Source organism: Flammeovirga kamogawensis (assembly GCF_018736065.1).
Classification (GTDB): Bacteria; Bacteroidota; Bacteroidia; order Cytophagales; family Flammeovirgaceae; genus Flammeovirga; species Flammeovirga kamogawensis.
Map to the genome: position 1 here is coordinate 1,402,806 of NZ_CP076129.1, position 20,806 is coordinate 1,423,611.

Genomic DNA, 20,806 nt, shown 5'->3' on the forward strand with positions numbered 1-20,806 from the left:
GGCTATTTTAGTACTATTTTCTACCCTTTTGAATTGTAACTAAACTTGAAAAGATTAAAGAATACCCACTTTTGTAGATGTCAATGTATGTGTGACAACTAAAACATCGACTACCATTTATTAATACAATTTTTTAACGCATAGCGGATAAAGTATGAAAAAGATATTAGCACTATTATTAATGTGTTTGTCAATGCAGACACTAATAGCACAAGAAAAAGAAAAATCCAATTTTGGTTTACGAGCTCCACAAGATCCTAACACTGTACCTAAATCTAAATCTAAAACAATTGATAAGGCATTAAGAGTAGGACCAGAAGTAAAAAGTGTAACAAAGGTATCTGAGGAAAATGAAATTATTATTCAAGACAATTGGACATTAATTGAAGAAGAAAAATTAAGACACACCGGTTTTGATATTTCTACAGCAGATTATAATGACGATGATTGGTATACAGCAACAGTTCCAGGTACGGTATTAACTACATTAGTAAATGAAGGTGTTTATCCAGATCCTTATTTTGGCGTATATAATACAAGCATTCCTGAAGATTTATGCCGTAAAAATTGGTGGTATCGAACTACTTTTTCTGTCCCTCAAACACAGGGAAATTCAGAGAAAAAATATTTAATCTTAAATGGTATTAATTATAGAGCAATTGTTTGGGTGAACGGTACAAAAGTAGGTCGTTTAGATGGTGCTTTTGTAACAGGTAAATTCGATATCACTGCTTTAGTTCAAGATAATAATACAATTGCTGTTCAGGTTTTGCCTCCACCAAACCCAGGTATTCCCCAAGAAGCTCATTTAGCAGATAGAGGAGTAAATGGAGGTCAACTTTGTATGGATGGGCCAACATTTATTTCGTCTGAAGGATGGGATTGGATTCCTGGTATTCGTGATAGAAACATAGGTATTTGGCAAGATGTACGTGTTCGTTTTGAAGGCGGTGTTAGTATAGAAAACCCTTTTGTAGTTACAGACCTTGATTTACCAGATTTATCAAAAGCTAAAGTTAATATCACTTCATCTTTTCAGAATAAATCAAAGGATGCAAAAGAAGTTATAGTAGAAGCTAAAATTGAGAACAAAGTTGTTTCAAAATCATTCAAAATTGAAGGGAATTCTACAGAAGAAATTGCATTATCAGCAGAAGAATTCAAAGAGTTAAACTTTAAGAACCCAAGGTTATGGTGGCCAAACGGTTATGGTAAGCCAGAACTATATACGTTGGAATTATCAGTAAAAGATAAAGCAGGGAAACAACTTGATAATAAAGTAATTAAGTTTGGTATTCGAGAGTTGTCTTTTGGTCTTACAGTAGATGCTGGAGAAAAACAAAATGCTAGAATTGAGTACAACCCACTTAGTGATAATACAAAAGATACTTACTTTTTAAACAATAGAAAACCAAGAAAAGTACAGCCAGGTGTATTTGTACCTTCAATTGCTGAAGGATATTCGTTAGATCAGTTTAAAAAAGGAGAAGATGCACAATTGTCACCTTATTTAGTGATTAAAGTAAACGGAGTAAAGATCTTTGTTAAAGGTGGAAATTGGGGTATGGATGATGGTATGAAACGCGTATCAAGAGAGCGTTTAGAACCATATATGAAACTGCACCAAGATGCCCATTTTAATTTAATTAGAAACTGGACTGGAGAATCTACAGAAGAAGAATTTTATGCACTTTGTGATGAATACGGTATGATGGTGTGGAATGACTTCTGGTTATCTACTCAAAATCACAACTTATTACCTAACGATGAGGTATTATTTATGAACAATGCTAAAGAGGTTGTTCTAAAGTATAGAAATCACCCATCAATAGTAGTTTGGTGTCCTAGAAATGAAGGATATGCTCCAGAAAGTCTTGAAACGAAGTTATCAACGTTAGTTACAAAATATGATGGTACTCGTTTTTATCAAGGAAACTCAAGAAATTTGAATTTAAAAAGTAGTGGTCCTTGGAAATATGTAAAAGACCCAACTTATTATGCTGATCATAAAGTAGGAGGTTTCTCTTCAGAATTAGGAACAACATCAATTCCTACAGCAGAATCTATGAGAAAAATGATGGCTGAAGAAGATTTGTGGCCAATAAATGATGTTTGGGCTTATCACGATTTCCATTGGGGACAAGAAGACTATGTAGATCATTTAAATGAACTTTATGGAGATGCCACAGGGATTGATGATTTCTGTAAAAAGGCACAGTTTATAAACTACAACAGCCATAGAAACATGTTCGAATCTTGGAACAGTAAATTATGGAATAATACAACAGGTTTGTTATTATGGATGACACACCCTGCATGGCCAAGTACAGTTTGGCAAGTTTACTCTTGGGATTATGAAACTTTTGGTTCTTATTACGCTAGTAAGAAAGGTAGTGAGCCAATTCATATTCAGAGAAATGTTCAAAACCAACAAATTGAAATTGCAAATGCTTCGCAAACAGCTTTAACAAAAGCGGTTGCTTCTGTAGATGTTTTTGATGTTTATGGAAAGAAATTAGCATCAGACTCTTATAAAGTTAATGTCCCAAAAAATCAGTTAACTGTAGTAACTACCACTGATTTGGCTAAGAATATTGATACTATATATTTAATTCGATTGACGTTAAGAGATAAAGCAAAAAATATTATTTCTATCAATGAATATTGGGAAAAAAGTGAGGAAGAGAATTTTGAAGTAATGAATACTTTAGCATCTGTTAAATTAAATGTAAAAGAACTTACAGCTAACTCTAAGTCACGTAAATTTAAAATTTCTAATACATCAAATGTTCCAGCACTTAATGTAAAATTAAATGCTTTAAGTGCAGCAACTGGAGAAGTTATCCTACCTGCATATTTCTCTGATGGTTACTTTGCTTTATTACCAGGAGAGTCAAGAATAATTGACCTTGATAAGCTTAACTTAACAGAGGAAATTAAGATTAGAGTAACTGGATATAATGTTTCGGAAGGGAATGTGAGCCCTGTATTTTAGTAGATAATATTCTTTTTTTATATAGCTTTTGTAACCTGGCTAAGACTTTGTCTTAGTCAGGTTTTTTTATTCTTTGTTTTAAATTATTTTTGAGTTCAATACTAGATAACTCAAAACTTTATGACCACACCACTATTTTATATTAAGAGGATACTGATTGCTACGTTATTTTTTGTAACCATCTATTCGTTAGTTTATATATATGAAGACAGGCCAATTGATGTTTTTAACTTATTCTATATTTCTATTGTAAATGCTCTGTTTATGACTTGGATTTCAATAAAGTATCAGAAAAAGCAACTGAAAGCTATAGGCTTAGAGAAGATAGAAGTAGCAGATTTGTATGTAAAACAAAAAGCCATTTTTACTAAAGATGTTTCACTTACTACCTTATTTGATCACTTAAATAGGACTTTAAAAAGTGTTCAATGGAAGTTGGACACCAATATTAATGAGATTGAGGGACGGACCAAACCCTCTTTATCTTCTTTTTTTGGTGAAAAAATAACAATAGTATTAATTAATGATAATACTTTTGAAGTGAAGAGTAAGCCTAACTTTTTTTTGACTCAATTTGATGCAGGGGTTAATCGAAAGAACATTTATGATATAGAAAAATTTATAGTGGCATTGTAAAAAATGACTCCTGAAAGTATCTTAGAATAAGTACTTTAAATATATTGAAAATAGGTGCTTTAGGATAGATTTTGAAATAATTTGACTTAATCATCAACCCTTTTTTTTAGCTGCCAATTTATATTTATGAAGTCTCTATTTAGTAATAGTTTAACTGTACTTTTTAGTAGGATTTGATATAATAATGATCATCTAATAACAAAAGTGGAATGAAATTTTTTAGTATAAAATCAATCATCAATCTAGGTATTGTCATACTTATTTTAACACCCTATGCAGCCAAATCACAAGAAAGGCCTAACGTGTTATTTTTAACGTCAGACGATTTAAACTTTGATTCGATAGGAGCGTACGGTGCTAAAGTGAAAAATACAACCCCCAATATTGATAAACTATCTGAGGAAGGAATGCTGTTTCAACACGCATACGTGCAAGCTCCAAACTGTTGTCCCTCTCGAAATGTTTTTCATACCGGAAATTATTCTCATAATAGTGGAGTAGAAGGTTTTTTTAGTGTTGATTTCCCTCAAGCAACATTACCAGAAGCCTTAAGAAACAACGGTTATTTTACAGGTATTATTCAAAAAGTAGTGGATTCTGCACCTACAAATAACAGTAAAAAATATTGGGATTATGTAGCTTCTTTCGAAAATATAAATTCAAGAACAGCGAATAAATATAAGGTAGCATTTGAAGAGTTATTGCAAGAAGCCAAGACTTCAAATAAACCATTTTATGCTTCCGTAAATGTACAAGACCCACATCTACCATTTTATAGAGGTGAAGATACTAAAGATGGTTTTGATAAAAATCCCCCATCCTTAATTTATCATCAAGATGACATTCCTATTCATCCAGTTCTTCCTCAGTATGATAATTTTAAAGAAGAAATGACAGATTATTATAATACTGTTAGAAGGGGAGATGATTGTATTGGAGATATATTAAAAGTACTTGAAGATGCAGGAATGATGTCAAATACTTTGATTGTCTATATTTCAGATCATGGTATGGCATTTCCATTTGTGAAGTCAAATTTATATCCTCAGAGTGTTAAAACCCCATGGATTGTAGTTTGGCCTAATGAAGTAAAAGCAGGTGAAATAGACACCAAACATATGATTTCAGCAATTGATATGATGCCTACAATTCTTGAAGCTACAAATACCGAAGTACCAGGACCGTTAGCTGGTAGTTCATTGTTAGGTGTTTTAAAAGGAGAAGTTGAAGAGGATAGGGAATATGTTTTTGTAGAACACAATGAAGGTCCTACAGCAGAACCTCGTCCTATGCGTGCAGTGCATTCAAAAGATTTTGTGTATATTTTTAATGCTTGGGGTACAGGGGATTATCTTGCAACAATGGAATGTCGTTGGTACAGATCGTATGCAACCTATATTACATTATCCAAAGAACATGATGAAATAAAAGAAAGGGTTGATTTCTTAAATTATCGAACTGTTGAAGAATTGTATGATGTTAAAAATGATCCCTATTCAAAGCACAATCTGATCAATGACCCTGAATATGCAGAAGTGTTGGAGGACCTTAGAACAAGAATGGAAAATTGGATGAGAACAACCAATGATTTTGCATTAGAAGGATATCTAGTGAAAGATGATACGACTAAACTTAAAGCGTTTATGGAAGAGAGAATTGAAATTTCTCAAGAACGTGCAACACGCTTAGAGTGGAAGCGAAACATTAAAAATGAAAATAGACCTGAAGGTAAATTAACGGAATTAGGTGCATCTAATCTTGTAGAATTCTCTTCTGAAGAGGAAGAGGATGAAGAACAAGAGGATACTGATAATGAGGGAAATGATGAGAGTATCGAAGAAAATACTACAGTAATGAGTAGTTTAAAAGGTCAACAAGAAGGAGTCGTTTTTTACCCTAATCCAATAAAAAATGGAGAGAAAATTAAACTCAATATAAATGATGTTGTAGATGTTAGAATCATTGATCAACAAGGGCGTGTAGTTTTTGATAAAAAAAGTATAACATCTTCAATTGTAATAAATGGTTTGAGCTTTGGAGTTTATTTTGTTCATATTCTAAAATCTGATAAAACTATTCATATAAGTGAATTAATAGTTAGTAAATAGCTATTACCTTCTTTTGATGAAAAGTGGATAGTTTTAAATAACGATACTGTTTGGATTTCAAATAAAAGGCTGTCTCATAATTAAAAAAATGAGTCAGTTTTTTTTTATCATTATTTTAATGAAATCCACACAGAAAACTTTCAGTAAAAAAAGTAGTATTTGGTGGATCTAGTATAATGTATCCACAGAAAGTAAAAGAATTAATTTTACGCTCTGTTTTCCTAGGTAATAAATTTTCAATTGATCATTTTATTAATGGAGCCTAATAAAATATTTTATGAAACTAAAGACGAGATCAATACATTTAGTTATGAGTTGACATACCATGAATTTTATATATTTATTACTAGTATTTCAGATGGTCAAGTTTATCAATTTTGATAAAGATTTCCCTTACAAATCTTCATCAAAATTGGAAGCTCATTACTTAACTAACAATTGTTTTATGGAGGAAAACCATATATTGAATAGTACAAATGAAATTTAAAATATACCAACTCATATTATTCATGGTAGAAATTATTTAATTTATTCATATGTTATGGCAGAACTTCATAAGTATCTTAAAATTTATAACCTTTATATTTAGATTGTGGACATTCTGATAAAGAACCATTAATTGAAAATAAATGAAAAGAAATCTTAGAGACAAAAGTGTAGCATGTGATCGGATTTAATAGGTCGATATTAAAGGTGTTATTTGGTTATACTGACAGTGTGATTTTTTATACAATTCAATAATTAAAATTTTAGCTTGCAACATAAAAAAGGTTGCCCCGTCATCTTTACTAAGATTTTGAGACAACCCTCTTTAGTATTTCGAAACCATTAATTCGATGTCACAATAATATATTAGGATACTGTACGATACATATAATTCACTTTTGCTCCTTTCCAACCTGTTTCATCTAACCAATTCTGCAATGCATTTTCCAGTTCAAGGATTTGCTTGTTAAATTTACTGTCATTGATTATATTTTTTGATTCACCCGGATCATTCTTTAAGTCATAAAAGAAACTATCACCATCAGGATACATGACTAATTTGTATTGCTCACCACGTACCATAAAAGCACCTTTTGCAGTTTCTAACACCTCACGACCACCTTTTGGATGTGGTTTGATACGTTCACAGAATGAATATTTAGGTGCTAATGATTTATCTTTCTCACCCGTTAAGAATGGAATAATATCTATACCTGCCACATCTTCTTTGTATTCCGTATCTGTAAACGATAAAATAGTAGGTTTGATATCGACAAGACTTACTGGGATATCAGATACACCCGGTTTGATGAGTTTAGGGTAACGGATCATGAAAGGAATAGCGGCAATATCATCATAAAACGACTCATTGACCTTCCAAACCATTCCATGTTCGCCCATCATGTCACCATGGTCAGCCGTAAAGATGATGAGCGTTTCATCAAGTACACCTTGAGCTTCTAGTTCTCCTAAAATTCTTCCAACTCTGTCATCAAGATATTTTACAGCACCGTAATAGATACGTAAAAACTCTCTCAGGCCTTCATCACCATATCCTTTTACCATTCTTCTAGACCATGATTTGTCAAACTTAGTCTCTGGTAATTTTGTTAGTGGCATCTGTAAAGAATCTGGATTAAATAGTCCATAATATGGGTCAGGCACAAAGTTTGGATCATGCGGCCATATAAATGATGTTGTAATCATAAACGGCTTGTCTTGAGCCGTCGCATTTTTGATAGAAGCAACGGTACGATTGGCTAAAATATCATCAATCCAATCTTCAGGTTTTAACCTTAAACGCCCCATTTTGATCACAAAGTCCCTGTGTTTGACATCCTTCCAAACATTTTCTAAATGATCTCTTTTATCTACCATTGATTCACTTACCTCTACAGGCCAAAATTGATTGTAGAAATTCATCCAATCCTGTCCATCTTCCTTACGCACCGTAATTTGTCTATCGGCCATCTCTTGTTTATACTGATAAGCATAATCATACTGATCCTTATAATAAGGTAAGTAATTTAGGGAATCACTTTCTACATGCCATTTGCCATATTGGTGAGTAGCATAACCTTCTTGATTTAGCAACTTACCGGTAGTTTCATCATTAATATTGATTCCATCTTCCTGCTTAGATCCTAAGTTGTGCACCACACCATGTTGATGTGGGTAGAGTCCAGTTACAATAGAAGCACGAGAAGGAGAACAAAAAGGAGTAGCACTATAAGCTCTATTAAACTTAACTCCTTCCTTCGCAATTCTGTCAATATTTGGTGTAGGTACAGGTCCTCCATAGCAGCTTAAAGCCTTGTAATTGAGTTGGTCACACATGATTACCAACACATTAGGTTGCTTAGACTTTTGCGTAACCGTCTTTTTATTTGATATCGATCCGCAATTTGTACTTAGTAGCAAGAGTAGTAATCCTACAAATAGATTGTTAGCTTTATAATTCATACATTTCATATTTTCAAAAAAATCCATAAAGATGTTATTCGAATAATTTGTTTAAAATTAATACTGATACACTTTATGAAAATCCATTTTCGTGTCAAACTAGTGGTATTTTATACCAATTGAGTGCAAGTATTATCAAAAGGTCTATTTAGATCTCAAAATATTTAGCAAGGTAAGTATCATTAGATTCCACCATCCATTCTGTCAAAGCTGTTTTTAGCTCTTCAACTTTTCCTTTATACTTTTTATTGTCAATAACGTTTTTCAATTCTTTAGGGTCTTTCTTTAAATCATACAATGCATCAGGTCCATTACTATAAAAAACATATTTATAATGACTATCTGTGATCATTCTGCAGACATAATCATTTTTATGTGGATACGTTCTTTCACATACATTATACTTACGCCACACTATTTTTTTATCATTCACTAAAGGTTTTAAAGATGCACCTTGTACTTGTTTAGGGATCTCAATTCCACAATAGTCAAGAATGGTAGGCATAATATCTATTATACTTACTTGATGTTTATCTTTCAACATTTTTTTGTTAGTTGAATTAGGTGCTTTTACAATTAAAGGAACACGAACTAATTCATCATAGAAGCCATCTAAACTTTTACCCATAGCACCAAATCTTCCCTGAATATCACCATGATCTGAAGTGAAAATTATTAATGTATTTTCATACTGACCTGTTTCTTTTAATGACTGTATTATGCGACCAACTTCTTCATCCATATATTTCACTTGAGATCTATAAATTGCCAAGTACTCTTTGATTCCTTTTTCACCTACTAATCTGCCTAATCTTTGGGCATCCATGTTATTTGCATTAGGGTGTACTTTATCAGACTCACTCATATCAACCTTCATGTCTTCTCTATTGTACATGCTAAAATAAGGTTCAGGCATAGCCCAAGGAATATGTGGGGGATGATAGCTTACAGTAATCATCCATGGTTGTCCTTTTTTAGCTTTTACTGTTCTAATCGCCTCATTTGTAATAGAAGTGTGTGGCAATAATTCTACAGGAATAGATGTTTCTCCAGTAGCTAAAATACCTTTATGTTTCCATTTAGTATTTCCGGATGCTTCTGTAAAAACTTTACTTTGGTAAAGAGGATATCCCCAAAGTTCTTGATCAGAAGGTTTAGGATTTATTTTTGCCATTTCTTTAGCTAATTTTTCCTTATAGTTTTTATTGGCATCATAGCTATGCGATTGCCCCTCAAGTAAACTACCTTTGTAGCATTTTAATACTTTTTTCTTTCCAATATGCCATTTACCATAATGTCCTGTAAAGTATCCTTTATCAAATAAAATGTTTTCAGTTAATTGATATTCAATTTTTTCGACACCATGTTGTTTGTATTTAGCATTAGGTTTGGAGACTAAATTATTTATGATAGTATTGCTATGAGGATACATTCCTGTAACAAAAGTTCCCCTAGCAGGAGAACATGATGGTGTTGTTACTATTGCATTACTGAAATAGGTGCCATTTTCAGCCAATGTATTTAGATTAGGAGTATCAAAACCTTTATCTACGAAATCTAGACCGTACCAAACATGTTGATCTGTCTGAATGAATAATACATTTGGTTTCTCTTGCGAAAAAACATTTTTAGTAAAAAAAACTACTAAAAATGTTATAAATAATCTCTTGTTCATAGTCAATCAATTTTTGTAAACTCTTTATTATAAATAAGAGTTTCTAATAATTTCATTTCACAACTCACAGATTGAGTTTATACACAAAACTATTGAGTATTAATCTTATTAGTGTTTGTGTTTATGCCAAATAGTTTTAAATATTGGGCACCTGTATTTTCAACATTTAAGTCTTATCAACCTTATAAATATTATACCATTTGAGGTAAGAAAATTTATGGTTAACCGGAAATGAACAAATAATCTATTTTTTAAATAAAAAGACTTTACCAACTGAATGATAAAGCCTTTCTATTAAAGTTAAGGGGGAGTGATTTTACTGTACAATATATAATTTAGTATGGCCTTTAGTTTTGCCAGATGTATTTTTGTGACGTTTCCATTTTAAAGATGAAGCTCTAAAATAGGCTTCTTTTTCTTCTTTAGCCATTAACTCTGCTAACTTTGCTTTATCTTCTTTTGCTAAGAAAGCTGTAAGTAAATAGTCATCTGTATTTTCCATCCAATTTTGCATTTCACCTCTCATTTGTCTGACAATGTCAGCATATTTAGGGTCATCTATTAAGTTATTTAGAGCATTAGGATCTTTTTCTAAGTCGTACAATTCTTCAACGGCTCTATGGTTTAGATAATCAAATCTTCTCTTAACATCTATATCAGTTTGTGCCATTTGTTTCATGGTTTTATAGGAAGCATGAGATTGTGCAGCACTTTTAAAAATTAGATCACCTGTTGCCCAACTATTAAAAACATAATTGTATTTCTTAGAATGTATACCTCTAATTGGTCTTGGAGTTCCACCTGCATTCTCATTAAATTCAGTAAATACTAATTCAGTTTGTTTTTGCTTTTTTCCTTCTAAAGTTGGTAAGAAAGATATTCCCTGAAGATGTTCCGGCTTATTAATAGAAAGGATATCAAGTACAGTAGGCATAAAATCTACAGCAGAAATCATCATTTCTTTTTCGACTGTATTTTGTTTTATTTTGCCTGGCCATTTTATAATCCAAGGTGTTTTTACTCCATTTTGGTAACAAGATGATTTAGCAAAAGGTAATGCCATTCCATGGTCCGAAACAAAAATAACTATTGTATTTTTTTCAGCTCCAGCGTTTTTTAAAGAGGCTAAAACCGCTCCTAAGCAATCATCTGCTCTTTTTACTGAGTTATAATAATTTGTTATTTCTTGCTGAATTTTAGGGTGATTTGGAAGAAACTCTGGTATTTCTACCTCATTTTTTTTATAAATTATTGAAGGGGGATGGTTTACGTAGCCTTCTTTTTGAGTTCCAGGATCATTATAAAATAGTTTATGAGGGTCGGCAATATTTACTACACCATAAAATGGTTTTTTATTTTTTTTAGCTTCAGAAAAGAATTTATTCATATGCTTATAATAAGTGCTTGGTATTCTTTTCTCTTTACCATCTATTTTATCATAGTAATTCCAAGTATCGTCAAAATCAGGAGAGAAGCTAGAATCAATAGCTTTATTAATTACTCCAGTGTAATAACCTTCTTTTAGTAATATTTGAGGAAGTGTTTCATGTGGTAAGTCTACAAAATAAAACCCTCTCATTCCGCTTGTATGAGGGTATAAACCAGATTGAAATACACCTCTTGAAGGAGAACAGTTTGGAGATTGTACATAAGCATGCTGAAACCTAATACCTCCTTCAGCTAGTCCATCTATGTTTGGACTAATACTTTTGATTTTGTTGCCATATATACCCGGGGAGTCCCAGTTCATATCATCTACAGTAATAAATAATATGTTCAGCTTTTCTGATGGTTTTTTATCTGCAAAGGTATTTATTGAAGCAGTTAAAAACACAAATAGGAGTAGAGAGTTATAAATACTTTTCATATTCATTTCGTTTATTAAATAAGTCACAATCTTATAGAGCAAATATAATTATAAGAGTAGTATAGTAAGTTGATAAATTGGTCATTCATGATGATATTTTGAGATTAGAAGCCAAAATACTCATTTGTAAATAAATAATAGTCTGTCTATTGATTATATATAAGCAGTAGGAAAATAATAAATTAATTCTTTAAGAAGTAAAGTGTTTTAAAATAAAGAGTCTTAAGATCTTTAGAAGAAGTGGATTACAAATGATTTGTTAGATAGGTTTAAAATAGTGGCAGAATGTATTAATAATAGTGCTAAACAGTTTAAAAACAAGTAAATAAGCTTGAACAGGAGGTAGTCAAAATTTTATTGATATACATTTACATTACAATCAGTTGCAAAACTTTATTAATTTTAAATACTTACTGAAATGAAATGTTCTTTATTCCTATCAATATTTATGTATATAACTTTAGTTTCTGTTAGTGCTCAAAAGATAGACCAACAGAAAGAGCAAGATATAAGATCTTGGGTAGAGAGTTATGATGAATTTATAACTATAAATCAAACTCAAAAAGACAAGATAATTGAATTATATAAAGAAAGGTATCTTGAGAAAATCAAAGTGAGTTATGATACTACTTTAGATGACTTTACTAAACCAATGCATAAAAAGAAAATAGATAAGAAATATTATATATATCTAAGTAATATTATTTCGCCATTTCAAGCTAAAAAAATTCAGAGGTATCATTCTTCAAAAGATAGAATTGGACAGATAAAGTTTATGGTAGAATTAACACCAAAACAAAAAGAAGAATTACATGATGCCATCTTTACGTTGAAGCTAAAAAACTTAGAGATAGAACAGAAGTATGGTAATCAAACTAGTCCGGAGATTGCAGAAGAAAAGAAAAATGCACGTATGGAATGCTCAAATAGAGAAAAAGAAATACTTACAAAACAACAGTACGACATCTTGAAGAATGTAAAATTAGTTACTGTTGTTAATTGGGGAGAAAATGAAAATACGGATCTTTTAAATACGGATAATTATAATGTATTAGATCCATTAGAATACAATTAGTTGTTGTGTGATTATTAACTATCGGACTACTTATATAATAAACTGTGTTGTGTGACTATCTATTAATTAGATTACTTGAATAAGAAAGTAGTCTAAAAAAATTAAGGGAGGATACCTATTCCTCCCTTTTTTAACATCAAAAACGATAAGATTAATTATATACTTATAGAAAAATGAAAAAAAATAATTTTTTAGTATTACTTACTATACTCACAAGCATTTTGGGTTGTACAAAAGTTACATCGTCTAGTCAGGATGTAAAGCAACCTAATATTATCTTTATAATGAGTGATGATCATGCCACTCAAGCAATTAGTGCCTATGGAGGTGAATTATCTAAACAATTTCCTGAATTAACACCAAATATAGACCGTCTTGCATCTGAAGGAATGATTATGAATAATACATTCTGTACAAATGCAATTTGTGGTCCATCTAGAGCCGCAATTTTAACAGGTAAATATAGCCATGTTAATGGATTTTTTAAAAATGAAAAAGGAGGGGATTTTGATGGTAGTCAGCAAACATTTCCAAAATTATTACAAAAGGCAGGTTACGAAACTGCAGTTGTTGGAAAATGGCATTTAGGGTCTACTCCCACTGGTTTTAATTATTCTAAAGTAATGATTAACAGAGGTGGACAAGGAAAATATTTTAATCCTATTTTTTTAGAGAATGGTGTTGATACCATTAAAGAAACTCGTAATCATTCAACAAAACAAATTTGGGAAGATGCTCATAATTGGTTAGAAAGTAGAAAAGGATCTGACAAACCTTTTATGTTGATGTATCAATTTAAAGCACCTCATCGTCCTTGGTCTCCTGATCCAAAATTTGCTCATGAATTTGAAGATATTGAGATTAAAGAACCAGCAACATTTAATGATACTTATGCAGGAAGAGCAGCTGCTGAAGATGCATGGATGTCAATTGAAAGAAACTTGAATAGAGAAGACCTAAAGGTTGACCCAACTGAAGAACTATCAGCAAGTGCAAAAAGAAAATGGTATAACGAAGGAAACAACAATAAAACAATATGGTCTCCTGATCCTAGCTTAGAAGGTCAAGCATTAAAAAAATGGAAGTACCAAAAATACATTAAAGATTACTTAAGATGTGTAAAAGGAGTTGATTACTATATTGGTGAAATGCTTAATTATTTAGAAATGAATGGTTTAGCTGAGAATACAATTGTAGTTTATACTTCAGATCAAGGTTTCTATTTAGGGGAGCACGGTTGGTTTGATAAGAGATTTATGTATGAAGAATCTTTAAGAATGCCTTTTATTATTCGCTATCCTAATCATATTGAGCCAAATCAAAAATCTGATAAAATTGCAATGAATATTGATTTTGCACCTACATTATTAGATTTTGCAGGTGTAGAGATTCCATCTGATATCCAAGGAAAAAGTATTAAAGATATTGTGGAAGGAGAAGATGTAAAAGATTGGAGAGATGCCATGTATTATCATTATTATGAATACCCTTGGTGGCATCATGTTCAACCGCATTATGGTGTAAGAACAGAAAGGTATAAACTGATTCATTTTTACTACAATCCGGAAAAACAAAAAGGTAAAATTCAAGACGTTTGGGAATTGTATGATTTAAAAGAAGACCCAAATGAGGTAAATAATATTTACGGTAAAAAGGGTACTGAAGAAGTGACCGCAAGACTTAAAACAAAAATAGAAGCGCTACAAAAAGAATATAAAGAAGATGATTATAAAGAAATGATGTTTAAGACTGATACTAAAATAAAAAGGGTTTACGAACCAGGTTTTTAAATTTAAGTCTATAATTTCTTGGAGTGATAATGGTTTCTTTTATCACTCCTTTTTTACCTATTTTAGAAATGAATTACTAAATATAAACGACGCTTTCAGAATTGTAAAATATCGTCATAATATCATTTATATCATATTTTTTAAATGAATGTGAATATTTTTACTAGGTAAATATTATCATTTTGGTAATTTTTAAATATATTTGAATGATAGATTTTACCACTATTTGCGTCAACCACGCCTATGAAATTTTTTTACTTAAATTTAGTTACTTTACTCCTTTTACTAAACATTTTTACTTCAAATTCATATTGTTATGAGGTAGAACAATTATTATCAGAAAAAGGAACATTAAATAAATATGTTACATCAATAAAGCCCGATAAAAATGGTTATTATTGGTTAGGAACAGGTTCTGGCTTATTACGGTATTCAGGATTCGAATTGAAATCTTACGATTTATCCAATCATATTCATATTAAGAACAAAAGCATTAACGAAATACTTAATTTTGGAGATTCAACTTATATCATTGGGAAAAAAGGCTTTATATTAAAATATAATTATGCCACCGATGACTTTGAAAAGTTGTATAGTGATTATACTAAATTTATTATTTCTGCTCAAAAATTAGATGATAGTAAAATTATTCTAGGTACACGTAAATTTGTACTGATTTTTGATATCAACACAAAAGAACTTAAACAATTTAAGTTTGATAAATTCAATTATATAAAATCAATTATAGTCCATAATTCTAAAGTATATCTAGGGACTGCAAATGGGTTAGGCGTTTTTACCTATTCCAAAAAGAAAAACGAGTTAACCTTTGACAAATGTTATTTACAAAAGTCTGATATTCTATGTCTTAATAAAGATAAGGCTGGAAGAATTTTGTTTGGAACAGAGTTCTTAGGCTTATTTATTCTAGATAACGATAAGTTAGTAAATAAAACACCCTTTGATTTATCAGAGAAAAGATATGCTGTAAGAGTTATCGCTTTTGATAATAATGGTGTGCCTTTGGTAAGTGTTGATAGGTTAGGTGTATATGTATTAGATGAAAAGTTTAATGTTAAAGACTTAATTGCAAACGATATTGATAAAGAATCATCTATTAGACAAAATAATGTTCATAACATTTATGTAGATTCATTAAATACCTATTGGTTTTCAGTTGGTGCTATTGGAGTTGATTTTGTAAAAACACAAAAAGGACCATTTAAGAATATAAAACATATTCGAAATGAAAAAAATAGTATTGGTAATAACATTGTAAGAAGCTTCTTTTTAGATAAAGATGGCACTACATGGTACGGTACGGAGAATGGTCTTTATAGTGAATCAAAAGAAGGGGTTTGGAAAAGTTATGAACACCTAAAAGAATTAAGGAATACAGCAATTTTAAATATAAACCTCTATCAAGACGAGATTATTTTATGTACTTACGGACAAGGGGTTTTAAATTTTGATCCGAAAACAGAGCGATTAACAAAAAGATATTTTAATAAAGAACAGGAATTGAAATTAGTTTTTACTAGTTACGTTGTTGATGATCAGTTATGGATTGGAGGAAATAGTAAAAATTTACAACAATTTGTTGATGGTAAATATGCAAAATCGTATACGATTACAAAAGTAAGATCAATTATACGTTCAAACTTGGTCAATCATTTATTTATTGGTTCTAAAGATGGAATTTTTGAATTAAATGAAAAAACAAATGCTTATAAAAGAGTAATAAAGAAGAATGATTTTAATATTAGAGAAGTACAAGATCTTTATTTAAATCATGATACACAAAGGTTATGGGTTGCAGCCTCAACAGGCTTTTATTTTATTGATTTAACGACTAATAAAGTTACTCAAATTAAGAAAAATGAATTATCATTTAGTGTTTTTGGTGTAGAAAGTAGCAATGAATTTTTGTGGTTGAGTACTGTAGAAGGTTTATATAGATATACTATAAAAAATGGTAACCTTAGAAAATTTAATCATGAAGATGGTGTAAAAGCGAAGCAGTTTAGCTTTGGAGCGAGTGCTAAATTTTATAATGGTGAAATTGCCTTTGGAGGAAATGAAGGAGCTGTAGTTTTTAATCCAAATAAAATACCAAAAGCAACAGTACCATCACATTTATATTTATCAGACTTTAGAATTAATGGAGTTCCAAGTACTCAATTAGGTATAAACACTACTACTATAAATAAAAGAATGGTATTAAGCCATAATCAGAATACGTTATCATTTACTTTTGAAACCCCTATTTTTTACGGTAACAAAAAGAACACGTATGTATGGCAACTAATGGGAGTAGATAAATCGCCTGTTTCGTCTTCAAATAGAAGTGTTACTTACTCAAAATTATCTCCTGGCAAATATCATTTAAATGTAAAAATGTACAATCCAGATGGTATTTTAGTAAAAGACCAGATTGACCTTGACATTGAAATAGAGAATCCTTTCTATTTATCAACTATTGCTATACTTATCTACTTTTTCTTATTTATAAGTTTAATAGTAACTGCTTATTTGATTTGGAAAGCAAAAGAACAAGAACGTTTTAGTGATGAGAAAATTAAATTCTTTATTAATGTAGCTCATGATATTAGAACACCTGTATCTTTAATTCAGTTAGCATCAGATCAAATTCAAAAGAACATCAACAAAGAAAACTCCCTCAACTTAATTAGAAGAAATACCAAGCATCTGAACGATTATGTTACACAATTATTAGATTTCCAAAAGGCTGAAAGAGATCAGCTAGGTGTAATTGTACAAGAGATAGAATTAAAAAGTTTTATAGAAGAAATGGTATTAGATTTTAAACCATTATTGGAAAATAAATCGATACAATTAACAATTTCTTCTCAAGATATAAAGGTGTGGTTTGATATGGAAAAGATGATTAGAGTATTTAATAACTTAATCTCTAATGCTATCAAATATACCAATGAAGGTGGCACAATAAAGATTGTGACAGATATTGAAGGTGATAAAGTGAAAATTAGTTTTGTTGATAATGGCATAGGTATTCCAGAAGATCAGCAGAAAAAGATTTTTTCAAGGTTTAATAGAGCAAGCAATGCATTGGTTACTAATATTACTGGTAGTGGAATTGGGTTGTTATTATCTAAAAAAATTATTGAATTACATCACGGTACTATTCATTTAGAAAGTACTATTGATATAGGTTCTAAGTTTACAATTCAATTACCATTAGGTAAAAATCATTTTGCAGAAAATGAAATTAAGCCTCAGGTAGAAGAAATAGTAGATAATCTTCCTAAACTTGAAATCAATACACATAAAGTGATTCTTTTAGTAGAAGATAACGAAGATATAAGAGCTTCTGTAAAAGCAGAACTAGAGAAAGAATATAAAATTCTCGAAGCTCCAAATGGTAAAGAAGCACTTGTTATTGCATTAGAACATTTGCCAGATATGGTAATTACAGATGTAATGATGCCAAAGATGAGTGGAAAGGAATTATGTCACATTTTAAAAAATAATCATAAAACGAGTCATATTCCTGTTATCATGCTTACGGCATTAAGTGCTATTGAAGATAAAATTGAAGGTTTAGAAATTGGAGCAGATGCATATATTGAAAAACCTTTCCGTTTAGAAATGTTGAAAGTCACCGTCAATAACATTATGAAATCACGTCACTTGATTCATAATTTAATTGATTCTAAAAAAGAAGAAGTAGCAGAAAAGCCTAAATCAACTTCAGCAGAACAAGAATTTCTCTCTAATGTTGTCGAAGAGATTAAAAAGAATGTAACAAATAGGGAATTTACAATTGATGTTTTATGTGAACACCTTGGTTATAGTAGATCAAATTTATTTAGAAAACTGAAAAAGTTATCGGGAATGTCTCCTTTAGATTTGATAATAAAAATTAGATTAAATCATGCTATTGAGTTAATGAAAAATAGAAGTGATTTGCGTATAGCTGATATTGCTTATGAATCTGGTTTTAATGATCCAAAGTACTTTAGTACAACTTTTAAAAAGCATCAAGGTAAAACGCCAAAAGAATTTATTGAAACTTTAAGTGTTTAAATAGAAAATGTTGGTCTTATAATAGTAAGTATTAAGACCAACATTTTTCTTTTTCTCTAATAATAAATGATTCTCTAATTTATCCATCATAATCAACTATACTGACCATTTTTAGCTGTTTTTGGGTGTATAATCGACATATACGGTTAGAAAATCAACTCTTTTTTTAGGTGTTTTTTAGACATTTGTAAGGAACAAAAAAATAAAAGTATGTTTAAGAAACTTTTTTTAATAATCATTTTTTCGAACCTAAGTATAGTAGGTTTTTCTCAGACATCAGGCAAAGATTATACTATATCTAAAGCACCATCTTTAGAAGATTATAATTTTGTATTAGGTACTCAGGCAATTGGAGGAAAATATAAATTTACTAATGATTCTTATATTGTTGAACAAGCAAAACAAGTGAGAGCAATGGGGTCAAATTTATTGAAAATCTCTTTAGCTGCTAAGTACTTTAAAGTGTACCCCGATTTAGAGAAAGATCCTTCAATACAGTCATCTTTAGATTTATTGAAAATCAAGAAAGATTATAAGACTGTAATTGACATGGATTTCAAATATGTCTTTATGTGGATACATACCCTTACTAAAGCAAAATGGAACGATGGCGTAACGAAACAAGAAGAGCAGCTATTTTATAACGAAATGTATGATTTAGCAACTTACCTACTAAAGAAATATAACAACTCAGGAAAAACCTTTATGCTAGGTAACTGGGAAGGAGATTGGTTATTACATGGGTTAGGTAACAGAAATGTTATTCCATCTGAAGTGAAAGTTGCAGGGATGACAAAGTGGTTACAGATTAGACAAAAAGCTGTAGATGATGCTAAGAAAAAAGTAAAACATAAAAATGTAAAATTATATCACTATGTTGAAGTTAATCTGATTAAAAAAGGCATGAAAGGTGAAATATGTATTACAGAATCAATTTTACCAAAAGTAGATGTAGATTTAGTAAGCTATTCTAGTTATGAGTATTTAAAAAATGGTGACGATCTAGCCTTAATAACAAAAGATTTAGGAGACGCTATGGACTATATAGAAAGCAAACTTCAGCCTAAAAAAGGAGTAGACTTTAAAAGAAGAGTTTTTATTGGTGAATATGGTTTTAAAGCGATGGATGGTTTAAATCTTGAAAAACAGGCGAAAAACACCAAAAATTTGATGATAGCATCGTTAAAACTTGATATTCCTTTCTCATTACACTGGGAAATGTACAATAATGAATTTTTGAAAGATGGTAGAACTAAAGGAATGTCTTTAATAAGTCAAGAAGGAGAGAAAAAACCTGTCTATTATTTACATTCAAATTATTATAAAGTAATGAATTCTTTTTTGGTAGATTATAAAAAGGAGAATAATAAATATCCTACTCAAGAAATATATAAAAATAAAGCAATTGAAGTGTTGACTACACTTGACTACACGTACTCTAATTAATTAAAGAAATGAAAAAGTTATTACTTACAGCAATTATCGGTTTATTTTCAGTAGCATTATTTGCACAACAAAATGTATATAAACCAATAAAAGGAATTGAAAATCGAGGCTTTGAAGATAGTGAGTTGACGTTATCAAAAAGAACGAATCAACCAGAAAAAGGAAAGATGTCAACTAAAGGTTGGTATTATTTATATGCAAATTCAATTAATTTAAAAGCGTCAGGAATAGTATCGGATGAGGTACATACTGGAGAAAAAGCTTTTAAAAGTGTTACCAACGGGGAGGCGAAAGTAATGTACAAAGGACTATTAAGAGGTGATGCTTTTAAAGTGGAAAAACCAGGTAGATACCGTATGTCATTTTGGGTGAAAGCGTCTAAACCTGCTCTAGTAAAGCTCTCTTTAATGCCAAGTAAAGATGCTAAACTCACAAATAAAAAAGTAAATGAGAAAGGAAAACCTGTTTTTGTTGGGTATGCCAAGCCAAAAACTGAAAATATGGAAGTAGCAACAGAATGGACATTAGTGTATAAAGAAATTCAGATAACTAAAAAAGATATTCAGGCAGGGTATGTTTATTATGTTCCTTCATTAATGCATGGAGCTTCACCAAATACTACTTTTTGGATAGATGATTTTTCTATGGACTATGTAGCTAAGAAGAAGGCGCAATAATAACACAATAATTAACTATTT

At 30.6% G+C, this 20,806-nt stretch carries 11 protein-coding genes; 8 read left to right on the forward strand and 3 right to left on the reverse strand.

Annotated elements, in window-relative coordinates; genetic code table 11:
* Positions 1-154: 154 nt before the first annotated feature.
* From KM029_RS23750 to KM029_RS23760, 3 genes are all read left to right on the forward strand, one after another.
* A complete protein-coding gene (locus KM029_RS23750; protein ID WP_144076292.1) occupies positions 155-2,995 on the forward strand; it encodes a glycosyl hydrolase 2 galactose-binding domain-containing protein in 2,841 nt (946 codons plus the stop codon).
* 120 nt (positions 2,996-3,115) lie between these two features.
* Entirely contained in the window at positions 3,116-3,631 is a 516-nt protein-coding gene (locus KM029_RS23755) for a hypothetical protein (protein ID WP_144076293.1), read from the forward strand.
* Between the two features lie 209 nt (positions 3,632-3,840).
* Positions 3,841-5,739 (forward strand): sulfatase-like hydrolase/transferase, encoded by a 1,899-nt coding sequence (locus KM029_RS23760; RefSeq protein WP_144076294.1) that lies wholly within the window; start codon positions 3,841-3,843, stop codon positions 5,737-5,739.
* A gap of 852 nt (positions 5,740-6,591) precedes the next feature.
* Here KM029_RS23760 and KM029_RS23765 read toward each other — a convergent pair.
* From KM029_RS23765 to KM029_RS23775, 3 genes are all read right to left on the reverse strand, one after another.
* Positions 6,592-8,187 (reverse strand): sulfatase family protein, encoded by a 1,596-nt coding sequence (locus KM029_RS23765; protein ID WP_158631199.1) that lies wholly within the window; start codon positions 8,185-8,187, stop codon positions 6,592-6,594.
* Between the two features lie 148 nt (positions 8,188-8,335).
* Positions 8,336-9,862 carry a sulfatase-like hydrolase/transferase gene (locus KM029_RS23770; protein ID WP_144076296.1) on the reverse strand — a complete coding sequence of 509 codons (1,527 nt, stop codon included), beginning with the start codon at positions 9,860-9,862 and terminating at the stop codon, positions 8,336-8,338.
* 316 nt (positions 9,863-10,178) lie between these two features.
* On the reverse strand, positions 10,179-11,729 hold the full coding sequence (locus KM029_RS23775; protein ID WP_158631200.1) for a sulfatase family protein: 1,551 nt from the start codon (positions 11,727-11,729) through the stop codon (positions 10,179-10,181).
* A 418-nt stretch (positions 11,730-12,147) separates the two neighbouring features.
* On the opposite strand from KM029_RS23775, the gene KM029_RS23780 reads away from it, so the two are divergent.
* The 5 genes from KM029_RS23780 to KM029_RS23800 all read left to right on the forward strand — a co-directional run bounded on the left by KM029_RS23780 (position 12,148) and on the right by KM029_RS23800 (position 20,785).
* A complete protein-coding gene (locus KM029_RS23780; protein WP_158631201.1) occupies positions 12,148-12,804 on the forward strand; it encodes a hypothetical protein in 657 nt (218 codons plus the stop codon).
* A gap of 173 nt (positions 12,805-12,977) precedes the next feature.
* The gene (locus KM029_RS23785) at positions 12,978-14,594 is read left to right on the forward strand and encodes a sulfatase family protein (protein WP_144076299.1); all 1,617 of its coding nucleotides are present in this window, start codon (positions 12,978-12,980) and stop codon (positions 14,592-14,594) included.
* A 243-nt stretch (positions 14,595-14,837) separates the two neighbouring features.
* Entirely contained in the window at positions 14,838-18,662 is a 3,825-nt protein-coding gene (locus KM029_RS23790; RefSeq protein WP_144076300.1) for a hybrid sensor histidine kinase/response regulator transcription factor, read from the forward strand.
* A 210-nt stretch (positions 18,663-18,872) separates the two neighbouring features.
* The gene (locus tag KM029_RS23795; RefSeq protein WP_144076301.1) at positions 18,873-20,108 is read left to right on the forward strand and encodes a hypothetical protein; all 1,236 of its coding nucleotides are present in this window, start codon (positions 18,873-18,875) and stop codon (positions 20,106-20,108) included.
* Positions 20,109-20,116: 8 nt separating this feature from the next.
* Positions 20,117-20,785 carry a hypothetical protein gene (locus KM029_RS23800; RefSeq protein ID WP_144076302.1) on the forward strand — a complete coding sequence of 223 codons (669 nt, stop codon included), beginning with the start codon at positions 20,117-20,119 and terminating at the stop codon, positions 20,783-20,785.
* Positions 20,786-20,806: the final 21 nt, after the last annotated feature.